The organism is Marivirga arenosa (genome assembly GCF_030503895.2).
GTDB lineage: Bacteria > Bacteroidota > Bacteroidia > Cytophagales > Cyclobacteriaceae > Marivirga > Marivirga arenosa.
Genome location: NZ_CP129970.2, coordinates 3776687 through 3794248, shown reverse-complemented (window position 1 = coordinate 3794248; position 17562 = coordinate 3776687). Strand labels below are relative to the sequence as shown.

Below are 17562 nucleotides of genomic sequence, written 5' to 3'. Positions count from 1 at the left end.
CACAGTGTTAGTGAATCTGCAAAGTTCGGATATTGTGAAGACTTGTATTTTGGCTGCTGTTGGAGCATTAGTTAGTTTTTGTATGTCTCTAGCCATGAAATGGCTGGTTAAGAAAATCAATAGGAAAGACCGTAGTTTATAGCTACGGTTTTTTTGGTTTTAACAGTGAATTTGAAAAATTCGGATAGAAATTTAAAGTATATCATCATAAATGTTTAATCTTGAAAGAAATGTAATACGAAATTCTTACGGTTTAACAAGCTTGAGAAACGAATTTAAGCGTCACAAACCTAGTGAAGTTACAGATGCTCAGATTGATAATTACATGGCTTTTTATTTTAATAATTTATAGGATGAAAAACTTAAGCATACTTTTACTATGCATATTATTTATAGGGTGCGATTCTGATTTAGAGTATAGTGGCTTGACCAACTTTATTTACAGAAATTCTTCGAGTCATAAAGTTACGCTTGAAGCGTATTATGAAGGAGAATTAAATGAATCTTTCACATTGGAGAAGGGCCGAGAGAAAATGTTTAAGGATGGTCTAAGAGAAGGTGAAAATAATCCAGCATATGATAGAACCCGATACCATATCGATGATTCTGTGGTTACCATATTTGATGATACGCTGTCAATTTCATATGATAAAGGAAGAGTAGACGGCAATCCTATGCGTATTGAAAACTATAAACTTGTAGAAACCGAAACAGAGCCCTACGTTTATTTATTTGAATTTACTAATGAAGATTATCAGCGTGCTTTGGAAAGAGGGCGGGTTGTAAAACCTTGATCTTAAAAATTGTTAGTCCGTTGGATTCAAAATTGAAATAGATGAAATTTGCATCTGGCAAATCAAGAACAAAGCCCGTAGTTCATAGCTAGGGTTTTTTGGCTTTATAAGTGAATTTGAAAAAATCGGATAGAAATTTAAAGTATATCATCATAAATGCTTAATCTTGAAAGAAATGTAATACGAAATTCTTACGGTTTAACAAGCTTGAGAAATGAGCTGAAGAGGAATAAACCAAGTGGTATTACGGATGCTCAAATTGATAATTATATGGCTTTTTATTTTAACAATCTTTAATGATAAGGAATACAATTATTTTTTCAATAATCTTTTTTTTCACGGGCTGTGGTACTGGTGAACCAGTTAGTGGGCGAACTAATCATATTTACAAAAATGCAACGCCTTACATTGTGGAAGTAGTCGGCTATAACGATGACGATGTAGCTGAAAGATTTAGATTGAAGAATGGGGAAGAGTTTATTCGAGAAATCCCAGCTGTTGATGGGGATGGAAATGGTCCGTTTAGTTCAGCACTCTTTAGACCCCACGATTCAGTATTAGTGTTTTATGCAGATACACTTGTAATTCATTTCGATATTGGAAGGTTAGAAGGTAATCCAATGCGCATAGAAAACTACGATCTTGTAGAAGGCGAAAGAGAGCCTTTTATTTATGAATTCATTTTTGATGAAGAAGATTATAATCTTGCACTGGAAAGAGGTAGAATCGTGAAGCCTTAAAGTAGAAGCTGTCCTGAAATTAGTTGACGGTTTTTTTAAGAGTAATTATTTAAACCTGTGAAGTGATCTTCACAGGTTTTTTTATTTCTACGCAATCCTTCAAGGAATTAACAAAAAATAAAAACCCAGCAGGCAAACCCACTGGGCTATAAAACTAAAAAGGCAATGGCGAGAAATTAACTTCAAGCCACAAAAACTGAGAGAAGTAATAACTTTCAGATTGAACATGGAAGCGAGTGAAGCGAAAAGCTGGACGCAGGCGAACGTACGCCACCAGCCACTTGCTGGCGATACGTACTTTAAAAATTAATTTAAACATAGTGCGCTCCACACAGGAACGGTGAGATAGATGCAAGAGCGGCACATAAAAAATACTACCGCTTTTAAGCGGATGGAGATTTTTTTTGTAGCCGGCAACGCGAACTCTTGTCATCCTTTTCATCCGCAGGCCTGTAAATTGCCTATGTTTGTGTTAATTTTTTAACTGTCCAGTTGCAGGGAAATAGGCCCAAAGCTTTTTGTAAAAGCAAGCAATTTTGTAGGAAATCAGCTATGGAAATCCTGCTCTTGGTGTCCTGCACCTCCACATAATATATTTTTAAAAGAGAAAACAAAAAGGGAAAAAAGAAAAGAGAAAGCGGTTTCTTTTTGGGCTGACTCGCTTAGGGGGCAAGCCTTTTTTGGGAAATACAACCGCCAAATGGCGGTGGAGATTTCTCAAAAAACCTAGAAGGCTTGGGCTTGCGGCCTAAAAGCGAAAGCAGCCTTATTTTGCTTTCCTCTTTTCTTTATTTTATTAGTTGCCTATCCGTATTAGAGGCAAAAGATTAAAGATCAAATTCCTGGGGTTAACTCATTGCAGCTAACAGTTGCACCTTAAATGGGAGGAGGGGAATTTTGGATAGGATGTGAAATGCTGTTCTTTCATATTAGCTTAAGAGTTTGAACAAGGCACTGATGGCGGGAAGCTGAGGAATGGAAGAACGGAGGAAGAGCGGTTGCAAATAATGGAGTTTACGGAATGGTTTGCAATCCGCTGTGTGTCGAGCCGTCTGCGAGAGCGACCCCGGGTGGTAGACCGAGAGTGACCGAAGGGAACGGGGGCTGGCCATGAGTGAAGAGTAACGAAGCGAACAAGGCTTGGCGTGGTTTTTTGTTGGGAAGGTAAAAGCAAGGTTAAGGCAGCCATTGAAGCAAAGGAAATGCGGTAGGATGGCTGGCTTATTCTTGCTGCGGGAGTGCCAAATCGCCTTTATTTGAAGGGGCTTTGGTTACGGGGGGCTACAAAAACCATGACAAGCCGCAGCCCTGGGTCGCCCGCAGGCGAGCCTAACTCTGGCAAGCGGTGGCTGTTGCTTTTGAATGGAGTTTGCGGAATTTTAAAGCAACAGACAAAGTAGGTTGCCGTGATGCACTTGGGCTAAGCTGCAAGGGGCATGACAGCACCTCAGCCCCGAAGGGGTTGGCTTTTGGTATTAAATACCTTATAAATTAACACTTATTTAAAGCCTGAAGCCAATGCTGGCGAGACCCTTTGCCGCAGCCCAAGGGCAGCACACCATTGTACCTGGCCGTGCGGCTGGTATATCAAACCACAACTTTTTGGCTTGGGAGCCAAAAAGACCACTTTCTTTTGCTTTTTTACCTCTTTATCTGCTTAACAGAAAAAAAGCAAAAGCCTATGAGGGAAGGTTTGTGCGGGTAAGTGCGTTTGGTTAGCCGAGGGTCTTTGATTTACCCTTTAGGGAAATTAAAGGCTTTCGGCTGAGGGAGCCATGGGCTTTGGCTAATTTGTTGGAAGAGCAATGGATGTAGGGAAATTAGGCAAATGGCATGGAGGGGGGTATGAACGCCTAGCTCGTATGTTAGCGTTCTATTTAAAAACGATACAATTTAATGTAACTTAGGAATATACAAAAACAATTAGAGGATGGGATACAGTGCCTAGCTTGATACAATTTAATTGATATCGCATTTTAGGATTTCTACCCATCCTTTTACTCAATAGAACTTGAACAAGTACCTAGGTCAGTGTAGCTAGACCGTATCAATTACGAGCAAAAGTGCCATTGAGAAATTTAAACCACTTTAATATGGATTTACAACTAATAAGACAATCTGTTGGCATAGACATAGCAATGAATGATTTCAAAGTATGCTATGGTTATATGACTACGAAGATGGATCAAGAATTGGTGGCTGAATCAAGCTTTGAGAATACTGTTCGAGGAATGGAAGGCTTTTTGGCTTGGCTAGCTGACTTTGTACATAGTGCAGAAAATCTTTATTTCGTGATGGAGGCAACCGGAGTATATCATGAACGGCTGTGTCACTATCTAAATAACCAAGGACTAAATGTATCTGTTATGCCATCAGGAAGAGTTAAAAAGTACGCGCAGAGTTTGAAACAACGATCAAAAACTGATTTATTGGATGCAAAGATGCTTTGTAATTTAGGATTGGAAAGAAAATTAGATCTGTGGGTTGCTCCTTCTCAAGAGCTATTGGAGTTAAAGCAAATGTCAAGAGAAAGAGGACAATTAGTCAAAGAACAAAGTGCATTAAAATGTAAGTTACATGCACTGGAACATGGTTTCCTTGATAAAAGCAAAGTGATCAAAAGATTAAGGGAGAGGCTTCAATTATTGGCTGTTCAGATTCAAGAGGTTGAAATGGAAATGAGAGCCTTAATTGCAAAAAGCCATCAATTGAAAAGAAAAGTAGATCAATTAACTTCCATTCCAGGGATTAGTTTGCTGTCGGCTGTGGTGGTAATCGGAGAAACACTGGGTTTTCATGGAATAAAGAATGCAAAGCAACTGACATCTTACACCGGATACGATGTTGTTCATAGAGAGTCAGGTTTGTATAGAGGGAAAACATCTATCAGTAAAAGGGGTAATAGCCACATTAGGGCAATGCTTCATATGCCATCAATGACTGCTGTAAGATGCAACCCTACCCTTAAACCTTTCTATGAAAGATTAAAAACTAAAAAATCAAAACCTATAATTGCTTTAGTAGCGGTGCAAAGAAAACTTTTATGTTTAATGTTTACTTTATGGAACACTGATACCAAATATGATGCTGACTATCAAAAAAAATCGGCAGAAGCCTTAGCCCCTGCCTAACAGGATGCAAAGATTATATGATCTTTCCTCCTTATTTTTCTTAAATGATTTGGATTTTCACACAGTACCTAAAATGAGTATGCGCCCCAGTGGCTAGAAGCACCTATGTTTCTGTTTCGCACTGTCATATCAATTGGCTCATTACGCATTTTCATTTTAGTGTTTGTTGTGCTCAGTTATTTATTAAAATGTTAGTTAATTCAGTTAGACAAAAAGAATATTCCTTTTCTTTTGAAATTTCAATCTTTATTTCCTTCAACAAGGCATTCTTCAAAGGGCCATCTGGAGTTGTATTATAGTTGTCAACTAATTCTTTAATTGCCTTCATGCGTTCACCTCTCTTTTCTAGAAGTTCTGGCCTGTTTAATTCAATTTCTAGTTCAGTTAGTTTAGCTCGGTCATCACCTGATTTTGCCCAGATATATGCTCCATAAGCAGTAAAATGGTTCTCTGGTTGGTCAGTATATGGGTTTATGAACGGAATTATGGTGTCATAAGTATCACTTTTATTCATGTTACATTTTGGACATGCCAAGCCCAGATTTGAATACTCAAAGGTCAATTCAGGGAATTTTGTTTTTGCTTTTGGTTTGATGTGTTCAATATGCTCAAATGTTATATGATTTACAGTGCTTTCGCAGTACATACATTTACCATTACATTCTCTTCTGAGGGCTTCTTTGACATCATCTTTATTGTAGCTGCTTTCCAGAGATTTTGGAACTTTCTCATTATTGGCAATATGTTGGAGCAATTTGTCAGTCCAGTCCTTTTTGTTGTCCTTCAATACTGCGGGTTCGCCTTCTTTGGTTAATTTGATCATTTTTTCAATGAGTTTTTAATTGCAAGAGGCATTAGATTTTCTAGACCAATTTCCTTTAATTCTTTCCTCATATCATCAAAAACCTGTTCTGTCATTTCTTTAGAGGAATGTTTGTTGATAATATCATTAAGTGAATTCTCAACCCAAATCGGCATTGTGAATGAAACACCTAAAATTTCATTTAGAATTTCAGTTGCATTTTTCGCCTTATTCTCAAGATCTAAAAGCGTACTTTTTACTTTGAATTCACCTTCTTCGTTTTCAACATATCTAAGTGCATAGACATTTGAATCCTTAACGGATCCAATTATCAAGGGACTATGAGTTGAAACAATAAACTGCACCTCTGGAAATGCTTTTAGGAAGTTTGGAAGCATTTCACGTTGCATTGATGCATGTAAATGATTTTCTGCTTCATCAATTAGGATAGTAATAGGACCTTTTTCTTCCAAATGAACAAGATATATTTTCCATGCAAGGTCTATAAGTGCACCCACTCCTCCAGAAACCGCATCCAGCATAAAATCCCCGGATTTTGTAATCATAACAAGTTCACCAGTTCTGATCTTGAACTCTTGAAATCCCAATGATTGAGGAAGAATATCTCTTAAAATTCCTTGAAATCCTTCGTAGTTTCTCTTCGATTCTTCATCAGGTTCCTGAACTTCACTTCTGTATCCTTGATTTGCCCATAATAACATTGTCTCCTTAATGAAGAAATTTGAAGGTTGACCTCTGCCATTTCCCAATATCCTCTCTCTTGTACTATTAGATACTAAATCAAACGCCTCCCTTGGTGATCTCTTTTTTAAAGGTATGTGAGGAACGTTTGCATATTTAAATAAAGGTCTGTGAGAATGGATATTAAAACCTCGGACGTTTTGTTGTCTTGCAATCTCCAAATTGTACTGCGGTGAATCGGTATCTGGAATTATAATATCTCCATGTGAACCACTGCTATATTCTATTCGGCCAATAGAATTAGGAACATTTCTGTCTCCAAAAAAATCAAAAGGGTTTTTAAAAAATCTGGTAAAGAATTTAAAGCCACCAGTTTTTTTATCCTTTGCTGGAGTTGCCAGTTCTAAGGAATTCCATCCAAAGTGCCTGGCGAGAAGGTTTAGTATTGTGGTTTTACCAGCTCCATTTGCCCCCGTCAGTACGGTCAACTTTGGATGAAATTCAATTTCTAAGTTTTCAAACTGTTTCCATTCTCGAATAGTAAGTCTCTTGAATTCCATGGTTCGGTTCAGTTAGGACAATTGAGCACAACAATTGAATATAGTAACCCCCTGGTAACTATATCGAAATAAAATCACCCGGTGACTATATATCTATTATACAAATAACAAAAGCTGAACGAATATATCGATTGGGATATGCTTTGCAGATTTTGGTATTTGAACTTATGGAATAAATCTAGTGGAAAATATTTTAAAATCAAATAGTATGTTGCTTTAAGAGAAAGTGCTGGTTTGATAAGTATTAAGGGAGCATGGGATAGTTTTGGTTTTTGATTCTTTTATAGTTTAATGAGATTAAGGTTACAAACGGGGCAATGGGTTACAAATAAAAAAAGCGCTGGATCCCCACCCAGCGCTTATATTTCAACCAAAACCTTACAAAGTCATTGACTTGATAAGATGTTATAAATATAGTTAAGCCGTTATTTAAATACAAGTATTGTAGCTTGTTATTTATTCATTAAGTTTAGTAAAGCATTTAAATTAGAATATGAAATTGTTAAAAGAACCTTCTGCCTATTATAGAAGAACTCCTGTTCAGGTTATTTATAAGCGTAATATACTAGCAGAACTAAATAGTATTACACTGTTTTTGAATTGATGGTATTGAATATGAAAACGATCTTATCCTTCTTTCTTACACTATTTAGTTTTTCATTGCTGCAGGCTCAGGAATTTGTACCTGTTTCTGGGAATGGGCAGGTGGTGCATCATGCTCATTACAGCTTGAGTTATTCGGAAACTCATGAGCAGGCTGAGTGGGTTTATTATGAGTTAACTGCAGCGGAGGCTCGAAATAATAGCTATAAAAGATCTGATAATTTTAGGGAGGATGGTCAAGTGAAAACTGGCTCTGCGACCCTAGCGGATTATAAAGGAAGTGGGTATGATAGGGGACACCTAGCACCTGCTGGAGATATGGGGTTTAGTGGTGCCGCTATGTCTGAAAGCTTTTATATGAGTAATATGAGTCCGCAGGATCCTTCTTTTAATAGAGGGATTTGGAAGCAGTTGGAAAGCCTGGTAAGGTCTTGGTCTGTTGATAAAGCGGAATTGTTTATTGCTACTGGACCTGTTTTGGAAGCTGGACTTTCAACGATTGGATATAATCAGGTGAGTGTTCCCAATTATTATTATAAAGTGCTGTTGGATTATGATGAAAGCTCTGGAGCCTATGGAGCTATTGGTTTTTTATTACCCAACCAAAAGGGGCAAGGTGACTTGGATGATTATGTGGTTTCAGTAGATCGAATAGAGCAGCTTACTGGTATTGATTTCTATTCTCAACTGCCTGATGCAATTGAAAATGATATTGAATCCAATGTTGAGGCTAATTACTGGAATTGGAATGCCAGTAAGGTTCAAAGTTATGGTAGTTCTAGTGCCTCTACCGCAAGCCAATGTGAAGGAAAAACGAAGACTGGTAGAAGGTGTAGAAATCAGACAAAGAATGAATCTGGTTATTGTTATTTGCATGAAGGGCAGGCTAGTGGTACTGTAAGCCCTGAACCGGCTAAAAGAGTGACTTCAATACGCTGTTCGGCTACTACTAATGCTGGTACTCGATGTAGGCGTAAGACTAAATCAGTAAACGGGAAGTGTTGGCAGCATGGGGGGTGATAGTACGATTGGAGCGCTTTTTCAAGAAGAGGACTAATTTTCGGATAAAATGCATTGGATATGCTAATTAATAAATCATAAAGAATAGTAAAATACCTGGTAGGATCATTGAGATTATATAGATTATTTGATATCGCAAGAAGTAAATTGAGCGTATTTTAAACTCGAAGAGGCTTGGGTTATTGTAATAATCTGAATGCTGACATCTAAATATTTGATTGTCAATCGGAGAATGGTTTTCAAATTTCCGTAAAACTGCTTGGTAGCGTTTTTGTAAAGCGCTACAGAAATTTAATTTCTCTTCATCTGAGACATCTTTTTTATATGTTTTGAAATTTTGTAATTCATTATATAAATCCGCTAAGTCTAATGCACAATCATGAAAGTTCTTAGCTTTTAATTGATAGTTTTGAGAATTTTCAAACTGTGAAAAGACTAATAGTAAAATTGAGGTTGCTGTAATGGTAAATGCAATGATATTTGCTGAGTAGGGATTTTCACCAGGATTATAAATTTTATAAACTGTTAATAAGCCAAAGATTATTAAATAGACAGATAATAAACTCATGCAAAGATGTGATAACTTTGCGGTGGATTTAAGCCTGCTATCTGCATTAAACCGTGTTCCTTTAGTTGACCATATTTTATGTTTTAATTCCTCCAAGAAGTCTTTATCTAAATGTTCCTTTCCTCTTGGTTTTTCAAATTGTGACGCTGGTGACATGTCTTTTTCTTAATTTATTGGACAGGTAAAGCTGCTAGTTCCTGAAGAGTATTATTTAAATAGGTAGCTATTGAGGGCAATTGATCTACTTCTGTTGACATAAAATCAGTTAAGTATCTGTAATTTTCAATCACTACACCTTTGTCATCTGAATAATGGACCCATGATGTAGTTGTTTCTCCTGAATCTTCTACTGTTTCAAGATTTGACTTAAGAGTATCTATAAATTCAATAGATTCATTACTTATCCAAATTCTAATTCCTACATAGATTGTCTCATCCTCGTAAAACCATCTGAAACCAGTATTTATCCAGTATCTATAGCTTTTAAAAGTTCTTTCATCTGATAACCCATACCAAGAATAGGGTAGTTTTGTACCTCTTGAAGTAGCAGGGAACGAGCCTAGATGCTTCATGTATGTTGGTTTGATATGACTAAAAACTTCATCCATTTTAGAAATGGTTTTTGGAATAGTAATCATTGCCATCAAATCATTATAATTGAAATTTTTAGTATCGTTCATTTCTTCTTCTTTTAAATATTGTTGCAGTTGTTGAGTTATTTCTGAGTTATCTGAATTTATTAGTGAATATATATTTACCCACTTTAATGCGGTGAAATAAATTTTGTCTTGTACTGGAATTTTGCTGTGATTTGAATCATAATACTTCGTAATATAAACTAAGTGTTTTCGATAATTATGATGGTTATTTTGAAGTATTTTCTTGTAATCGTCTAGTTGATTTGCTCTTTCATGATGTTCAATTTTCGATTCAATTAACAAAAATGACTTGATTTTTTGATCTATTAATACTATATCAGGTATGCCTTCGCTAAAAGTTTTTTGTGTGATTACATTTAAGCTTTCACTTATTGGATGATTAATTAATTTAAAGAAGTCATCTCTAAACCTTCGGTCCAATTGTAAACAAAATGCTAATATTTCTGTCAAGAAATTTTCCCGATTATTTTTCTTTTCTCTTTCACGATATGAATAAACTCTATTGAATATTGAAGTCATATTTTCACATGTAAACCGGTGACCAACATTTTCTACACTGTGGTTTTCTCATTGTTGAATAATTTTGACTACCACAACTATGGCAGTAATTCTCGTCATAATCAATATTTTCAAATTGTGACCAAATACTAAAACAAGAATAGCAATATGGTCTTTCCGGATTATGAGGTATTTCAATATTACATCTAATACAGTGACCCGAAGAGTCTTTTTCCTTTTTGGCTTTATTTAGTTTAGTGTTATTATTTTTGTTTGGCTGCTCTTCAAGGATTGCAGAATCAATAATTGAATCTACTTCAGAAATTGTTTTCCGATAAATGTCAGAATCTAAATTTTTATCAATAAATACTCCCATTTCTCTATTATTTCTTTCTGAGAAATCATACATATTCATTGATGTGATTATCATGTGAGATTCATTGAAATAACATTTAGCATGGAGGTTTTGACAAAAAAAGAGAAACACCGAATTTAGATTTGTAATGTCTTGATGTTGTTGGCTACTTAAATTATCCTTGCCATAGATTATATTTATTCTAAGACCTCGATTGCTGGCATCGATTAGTCTAGTATACAGGTCTTGCGAGATTTTAAGGTATGGAGATACTAGTGTAACATGCTCTTTAGCATTTATTATGATGTCTTCTAATTTAAAAGATACTCCTCTGGTTGTTAAAAATTCTGCCATATAATTTTTATTGAATTCAAATATAAAGGTTTGAACGGTATTTTATATATTATTTGACTGTAATCATTACAAAATTAGTCCTTCTAACACCGATTTGCACCCCAAGTAAAATATGGTATAGCTGGAAAACTCGTAACGTTTTATTAGATGACTTTTGAGGGAAGCAATTAGAGGAATGATTTATCTAGGCAATAGGCATTTTTCCTGAAGATTGCCTAGCTTTATTTTGATAACATAAACTCTAAATGCTTAATATCAAACCAATTCTTTATCCGAAGAACACATTTTGTCTTATTTTACTGTAATAGCTTTAATTTCTTTTGATGGGAAATACTATATCTAAATAATTTCCCTTAAATTAAAAGTTAGAAATTTGACAAAGGATTATTATAAGTAAATGCCATACACCATTCTTACTCCCCGTAAATCTTTAAACAAGGCCTATTTAAAGGTAAAGCCTAATAGAAATGATATAGATCATTTTAAAAAGCAGCTTTCTTCGCTTTTAGAGCAGATTAAGGAAGGGGAATCAGAGGAGTTTCATAAGAATATTATAGGTGACTTTCTGAAAAAGACTTATTACGACCCTGATTACTACATTAATACGAAAGGGCGTAATGACCAGGTGATTCATAATGGTAAAAATACGAAAAGCAGTGTAGGTGTCATTATTGAAGCCAAAAGCCCCACTAATCAATCCCAAATGCCTAGTAAGGAAAAGATTGATTCTAAAGCTATGCAGGAGTTGGTTTTGTATTTTTTGCGCGAGCGTATTACGCAGAAGAACACTGAGGTACGGCATTTGGTAATTACTAATATTCACGAGTGGTTTATTTTTGATGCCCATGTTTTCGATTCTTTATTTGCCAAGGATAAAAAGTTGGTCCATAAGTTTGAAGAGTTTGAAGCAAAAGCACTTTCTGCTACTGATACTGAGCATTTTTATAAGGAAATAGCAAAACCCGCTATTGAAGCAGCAGCTGATCAAATCAGCTTTACTTATTTTAATGTAAAGGATTATGAGAAGGCGCTAAAAAGCGGTAAAGAAGATGATACAAAACTGATTGTATTATATAAACTACTTTCTCCAGAGCATTTACTTAAACTGCCTTTTGCCAATGACAGTAATTCATTGGATAAAGGTTTTTATAATGAGCTGCTCTACATTATGGGCTTGGAAGAGTTTCAGGAAAAAGGAAAGAAACTGATTCAGCGTAAGCCTGAAAAAGAAAGAATTTACGGTACTTTATTAGAGTCTGTGATTTCTAAACTGGAAAGCCGAGGGGAGTTACACCGATTGGACAACCCGCAGCAATACGGTAAAAATACGGAAGAGCGTTTATTCAACGTAGGCTTGCAATTGGTGATTACCTGGTTGAATAGAATTTTATTCCTTAAGTTATTGGAAGCACAGCTGCTGGATTATAACAATGGAGATCAGAGTTATGCATTTCTGAATTTGAAAAGAATTGGGAATTTCAATAAGCTAGCGGATTTGTTCTTCAATGTGCTTGCTGTACCCACCGATAAAAGGAAACCAGCCTTTCAGGAAGCTTTTGCTAAAGTACCGTATTTAAACTCCAGTTTGTTTGAAGCCAATGAATTGGAAAACCGTGCCTTGCATATTGATACCTTAGATGCTTCAGAACAAATTCCCATAAGTGGAAATACGGTACTGAAGGATATTAAGGGAAAAAAGAGGAAAGGTGAATTGCCAGTATTGGAATATCTTTTTGCCTTTTTAGAAGCCTATGACTTTAGCAGTGAAGGTTCGGAGGAAATTCAAGAGGAAAATAAAACCTTAATTAATGCCTCTGTATTGGGTTTGATATTTGAAAAGATTAATGGCTATAAGGATGGCTCTTTCTTCACCCCTGGTTTTATTACCATGTATATGTGCAGGGAAACTATTAGAAGAGCGGTAGTGGAGAAATTTAATTCACATTATGGCTGGAAGTGTAAAGATTTTAGTGAATTGAAGGAAGATTTGCACGAAGAGATTAAACAGAGCGAAAAAGGAAGGAAAGCCGTAAGGACAGAAGCAAATACTTTGATTAATTCCCTGAAGATATGCGACCCTGCGGTGGGGTCTGGTCATTTTTTGGTTTCGGCTTTGAATGAATTGATTGCTATTAAACATGAACTAAGCATTTTAATTGATGCTAAAGGAGATCCATTAAGTGATTATCAGATTACTATAGAGAATGATGAGCTGATTATTACTGATTTGGAAGATCGGCTGTTCAGTTATCAGCCTACGCATGACAATAGCCAACGTATGCAAAAAGCACTTTTTCATGAAAAGCAGGAATTGATTGAAAATTGTTTGTTTGGAGTGGATCTCAACCCTAATTCGGTTAAAATTTGTAGGCTGAGGTTGTGGATTGAGCTTTTAAAAAGTGCTTATTATAAGGAATCTGATGACGAAATTCGAGAACTGGAAACCTTGCCTAATATTGATATCAATATTAAAGTCGGCAATTCTTTAATTAGTCGTTTTGGCTTGGAGGAAGACTTAAGCAAGGCCCTAAAGAAAAGTAAGTGGAACATAAGCACTTATCGAAATGCAGTGGATAGCTACCGTAATGCGGCCAGCAAGGATGAAAAGCGGGAAATGGAGCGCTTGATCCAAGATATTAAAAGTGATTTCCGTACGGAAATCAATAAAAATGACCCTAAGATTAAACGAAAAGCTAAACTGGCTGGGGAGCTTTATAACCTCACTATGCAACAAGGCTTGTTTGAGGAAAGCAAAAGTGAACAGAAAGAACGGAAAAAGCAGATCGATAAGCTGGAGAAGGATCTTAATAAATTAGAAACTGATATAGAGGAAATTAAAAGCAATGCTATTTATGAAAATGCTTTCGAATGGCGATTTGAATTTCCTGAAATACTGGATGATGAAGGCAATTTTGTTGGCTTTGATGTGGTGATTGGGAATCCACCTTATATTTTGGTTCAAACATTGGGAGACTCAGAATTATTCAGGAATTATAATCAATCTTATATAACCGCAGCTTATAAAATCGATACTTACGCACTTTTTTATGAATTGGGACTAAAAGTATTAAGTGATAGAGGTATACTAAATTATATAACCCCCAATACTTTTTTAAAAAATAAACATTCAGTAGAGTTAAGAAAGCTTTTATTAAATTATAGTTTAATTGAAATTATAAATTTTCAAATCCAAGTATTCGATGATGCCTCAGTTGATACTTTGATTCTGTTAATTAAAAAATCAGTTACAGATAGTAATGTATTTGACTTTAAGAATTTTAATGATCATAGAGCACAATTAGAGGAAATTAAAAAGATTTCACATGTGCAGAATGATTTCAAAACCGAAGGATTTGAACTGGAATTAGATTTAAATGACGCACTAAGGTCTTTTTTGAATAAGTTATCTGAGAGGTCAAAGCCATTAATAGATTATGGGAGATCGTATTTTGGAATTCAGACTTTTGATAGGAAAAAGTATGTTAACAATATCAAAGTTAATGAAAATTATTATCCTGTAATTGATGGAGGTAATGTAAAAAGATATTTTTATGAAAAGAGCTCAGAGTTTGTTGAATTTACTAAAGAATCAATAAAAAGTGGTGGTGATATAAATGTATATAAAAAACATAGGATCGCTGTAAGACAAATAGGGAGGTATCCAGAGGGAACAATTATTCCGCCTTATACAATGACGTTAAATACAATATACAATATTTTTCTTTATGAAGAAAACCGCCCATTGTTATTGTATATTCTTGCTTTATTAAATTCAAAAGTACTTCAGTTCTTTTGGTTGAAGAAACACTACGACAATAAAGCAACATTTCCAAAAATCAAAAAAGCACCTATAGAAAGTATACCAATAGCAGAACCTGCTTCGCAAAGTATAGAAGTTATCAGTGATTTGGTAGAAAAGATATTTGAAATCAAAAAACAAGATGCCACAGCAGAGACCACTTACTTAGAGCAGGAGATTGACAAAATGGTTTATGAGTTGTATGGATTAACGGAAGAGGAGATTAAGATAGTGGAAGGGGGTGTTGGGTGATATGATAAAAGATACATTAATATCGTTTAAAGATAATTTTAGAGAACGAATATCTAATCCATTTTTAGGTACTTACTTAGTTGTTTGGCTCATTAGAAACTGGGATTTAATATACAGTTTATTCAATTTTGATAATGGAACTACGCTACAGGAAAAGCTGAAATTTATAGAGGAATACTACGAAAATCTTGAATTCTTAGTGGATTTATCAATCAATATACTCTGGACCTTTGCAGTATTAATCACTACATACATTCTAATGAATATTTCAAGATTGATTGTTAATCTGTTTGAGAAAAGATTAAGCCCATGGATATATCAAATTACAGATTCAAAATCAATTGTTAAGAAATCAGTACATGAAAATCTTGAAAAGAGATTAGAGGCTATTCAAATACGATATGAAAAAGAAAAGGAAGCAAGGATAAGAGTAGAAGATGAATTGGAGGCACTAGAAGAAAAGCTTGCAAAGAGTAAAAAAGATGAAGACAAGGGCGTTTATGTTGGGCTACAGGATGAGGGTAAGGAAATCGAAGAAAATAGTAGCACTTCAAAAGGATTAAAGCCCAATAAAGCAGAAAAAATTGTAAAGAAGATCATTGAAGAGGATAAGGCAAAAGTTTTTCTGGAAATTGCTAGAAAGACCTTAAAAAAGGAAGATATACCTACTCAAGAAAGCAAAAATTTAGATTTTTTCTTGGACTATCGGCTTATAAAAATTACTGATAAAGATGATTTTGATCACTGGTATAAAGTTGAGTTGAGTGAATTGGGATTAATGGTATATCACCAATTAGTTGAATTAGAAAGCATACAGTAATTAATATTTACAATCATGACCAAAAATCCCCATTTAAAACTTAATATCAAAAAGCAAGCTGATCCTGTCACTGAACATAAATTTAATTATGGCGGAGGCAGTGTTGAAGCAGATGATGACAAAGATTACAAACCAATGGCTGATGCTTTTCGAAGGTCTTTGAAAGGCTATAAAAGAGCTAGAGAAGAAAGAGAATTAATAAAAATGGATATTAATTAAATTATGCGATCACTGCATTCCATAGAACCCATAAAGAAGAAATACGAAACAAATGGGAGTAAGCCGTTTCTTATTTTAGCAGATGATTTTGAGTATTATGTTTGTAAGTACCCAAGAAATGCTGGTGATCATAAATTGATAAATGAATTCCTGGGGCAGCGGTTTGCTTTGGAATGGGGAATAAAAGTGCCGGAAATGGTGAGCATACAAATTGAGCGAGAACATGTTCCTGAACAAATGTTAGGGGACGGGCTTAATTACCTTAATTTGGAAAAGCCTATCATTGGTTTTAAACTCATAGCTGATGCGGTTGAGTTTATGGATCATTTTGCTTCAGGTATTGAGAAGAGTGAATTAAGAAAATATGATAAATCTGCCTTTTTATTAGTGGCTTTATTTGATTGTTGGTTAAGTAATGATGATCGGAATCATAATAATACTAATTTGTTTATTTCATTTGAAAACAATGAATATAAACCTATTGCATTCGATCATGAAGCTATATTTAACACCAGTAATTTAAGCCGTGGAATTTTTGAACAAAGTTACCATGACTCTTTGTTATATAGTCAGTTGTATCACCGTTTACTGCCCAACTCAGAGAAGTCTCGTGAAATAATTAAAAATATTTGTGCATCTTTGCATAATAAAGTTTTAACCTGTGGCAGAAAATTAGATGATATAGTAGAAGAAATACCGGATGAATGGTTAGGCAGGAAAGAAGAATTCAAAGGCCGTCTAAGCCAACATCTTTTTAATGAGGAATGGTTAAATTCCGTTGAGAATACTTATACAACATATGCTTCGTTAACTTTAAAACCATGAAAACTTTATACAGCATTATATTTAGCCCTTTGAGTGTAGTGGGTCATGAACGCATTAATTTTGCCCTTTTGATGCTCAATAGTGATGGAGAGGTTTTTTATAACTATTCGGCTGAGAAATTAAAATTAGCCAAAAAGCTTTATTCTAATGAATCTTTTAAATTATTGACCGGACAACTGGAAAGTTTACGATCTAAGTTGGATCAGGAAAGTGCACAGTTGAGTCATGTAAAAGCGTTTAATTCTGAATATTTAGATTATCTATCTAGGTACAGTAATAATATGATTGCTTTTACTAAGCCAATGCCGATCAAAATTGAGTTTAATCAAAAGAATTTTGAAACTTTGTTTGAACGCATTATTTACAAAAGTAAACCATCCATTAAGGATGAACTGCTTACAGTTGCAGCAGGGATTGCTCAAATTAAAAGAGATTTTAGTCCAAAGGTTAAAAGCAGAGTAAATATTGATGTGGAGCTAAAAGCTGATGAATTAGACTTTATTTTATTCAATACACATATAGATATGATTGGGAGGAATGATAAGCCTGTGCTCAATCAGTTTATTGAATTTGAAAATGATAGTCCTGCTAAAATTGAGAAGAATATTAATTCGTATTTAAGCCTAATAAAGCCATTTGAAATGCATGATGGTAAAGAGGGTAAATACTTTATAGTAGGAGACGAACCCTCTAAAAGTAAGAAACAACATCATTTGATTTGGGAACATTTGAGAGAGTCTAATTTGCTTAAAAAAGATTTGCTGGAATTGGTTCCTTCAAAAGAAATAGATGCTATAGAGACTTATTTAAATGAACATGATGTTAAGCCTTATTTTAAGGATAAGGAATAATTAATTCTGT

At 34.9% G+C, this 17562-nt stretch carries 15 protein-coding genes; 10 read left to right on the top strand and 5 right to left on the bottom strand.

Annotated elements, in window-relative coordinates; all coding sequences use genetic code 11:
• The first annotated feature begins 353 nt into the window (after positions 1-353).
• The 4 genes from QYS48_RS16470 to QYS48_RS16455 all read left to right on the top strand — a co-directional run bounded on the left by QYS48_RS16470 (position 354) and on the right by QYS48_RS16455 (position 4665).
• On the top strand, positions 354-794 hold the full coding sequence (locus QYS48_RS16470; RefSeq protein ID WP_308356886.1) for a hypothetical protein: 441 nt from the start codon (positions 354-356) through the stop codon (positions 792-794).
• 296 nt (positions 795-1090) lie between these two features.
• Positions 1091-1534, top strand: coding sequence for a hypothetical protein (locus QYS48_RS16465; protein ID WP_308356885.1), 444 nt, complete (start codon positions 1091-1093; stop codon positions 1532-1534).
• A gap of 1518 nt (positions 1535-3052) precedes the next feature.
• Entirely contained in the window at positions 3053-3253 is a 201-nt protein-coding gene (locus QYS48_RS16460; protein ID WP_308356884.1) for a hypothetical protein, read from the top strand.
• A gap of 374 nt (positions 3254-3627) precedes the next feature.
• A complete protein-coding gene (locus QYS48_RS16455; RefSeq protein WP_308356883.1) occupies positions 3628-4665 on the top strand; it encodes an IS110 family transposase in 1038 nt (345 codons plus the stop codon).
• 172 nt (positions 4666-4837) lie between these two features.
• Here QYS48_RS16455 and QYS48_RS16450 read toward each other — a convergent pair whose 3' ends face one another.
• Together QYS48_RS16450 and QYS48_RS16445 are read right to left on the bottom strand one after the other, a co-directional pair.
• On the bottom strand, positions 4838-5488 hold the full coding sequence (locus QYS48_RS16450) for an HNH endonuclease (protein WP_308356882.1): 651 nt from the start codon (positions 5486-5488) through the stop codon (positions 4838-4840).
• Positions 5485-6729 carry an AAA family ATPase gene (locus QYS48_RS16445; protein WP_308356881.1) on the bottom strand — a complete coding sequence of 415 codons (1245 nt, stop codon included), beginning with the start codon at positions 6727-6729 and terminating at the stop codon, positions 5485-5487. Before QYS48_RS16445 ends, QYS48_RS16450 begins: the two co-directional genes overlap by 4 nt.
• Positions 6730-7344: 615 nt before the next feature.
• On the opposite strand from QYS48_RS16445, the gene QYS48_RS16440 reads away from it, so the two are divergent.
• Positions 7345-8352: a DNA/RNA non-specific endonuclease gene (locus QYS48_RS16440; protein WP_308356880.1), complete on the top strand. Its 1008-nt coding sequence runs from the start codon at positions 7345-7347 to the stop codon at positions 8350-8352.
• Between the two features lie 67 nt (positions 8353-8419).
• Here QYS48_RS16440 and QYS48_RS16435 read toward each other — a convergent pair whose 3' ends face one another.
• From QYS48_RS16435 to QYS48_RS16425, 3 genes are read right to left on the bottom strand one after another with little or no spacing between them, the layout of a single operon-like run.
• On the bottom strand, positions 8420-9076 hold the full coding sequence (locus QYS48_RS16435) for an SLATT domain-containing protein (RefSeq protein WP_302100376.1): 657 nt from the start codon (positions 9074-9076) through the stop codon (positions 8420-8422).
• Positions 9077-9090: 14 nt separating this feature from the next.
• Entirely contained in the window at positions 9091-10098 is a 1008-nt protein-coding gene (locus QYS48_RS16430) for a PD-(D/E)XK nuclease family protein (protein ID WP_308356879.1), read from the bottom strand.
• Between the two features lie 4 nt (positions 10099-10102).
• Positions 10103-10786: a phospholipase D family protein gene (locus tag QYS48_RS16425; protein ID WP_308356878.1), complete on the bottom strand. Its 684-nt coding sequence runs from the start codon at positions 10784-10786 to the stop codon at positions 10103-10105.
• A 397-nt stretch (positions 10787-11183) separates the two neighbouring features.
• On the opposite strand from QYS48_RS16425, the gene QYS48_RS16420 reads away from it, so the two are divergent.
• The 5 genes from QYS48_RS16420 to QYS48_RS16400 are packed head-to-tail and all read left to right on the top strand — an operon-like array spanning position 11184 to position 17552.
• The gene (locus tag QYS48_RS16420) at positions 11184-14837 is read left to right on the top strand and encodes a TaqI-like C-terminal specificity domain-containing protein (protein ID WP_308356877.1); all 3654 of its coding nucleotides are present in this window, start codon (positions 11184-11186) and stop codon (positions 14835-14837) included.
• A gap of 1 nt (position 14838) precedes the next feature.
• On the top strand, positions 14839-15657 hold the full coding sequence (locus tag QYS48_RS16415) for a hypothetical protein (protein WP_308356876.1): 819 nt from the start codon (positions 14839-14841) through the stop codon (positions 15655-15657).
• A gap of 15 nt (positions 15658-15672) precedes the next feature.
• Complete coding sequence (locus tag QYS48_RS16410) at positions 15673-15876, top strand: hypothetical protein (RefSeq protein WP_302100384.1); 204 nt, start codon at positions 15673-15675, stop codon at positions 15874-15876.
• A gap of 3 nt (positions 15877-15879) precedes the next feature.
• The gene (locus QYS48_RS16405; protein WP_308356875.1) at positions 15880-16701 is read left to right on the top strand and encodes a HipA family kinase; all 822 of its coding nucleotides are present in this window, start codon (positions 15880-15882) and stop codon (positions 16699-16701) included.
• A complete protein-coding gene (locus QYS48_RS16400; RefSeq protein ID WP_302100386.1) occupies positions 16698-17552 on the top strand; it encodes a hypothetical protein in 855 nt (284 codons plus the stop codon). The genes QYS48_RS16405 and QYS48_RS16400 overlap by 4 nt, the downstream gene beginning before the upstream one ends.
• Positions 17553-17562: the final 10 nt, after the last annotated feature.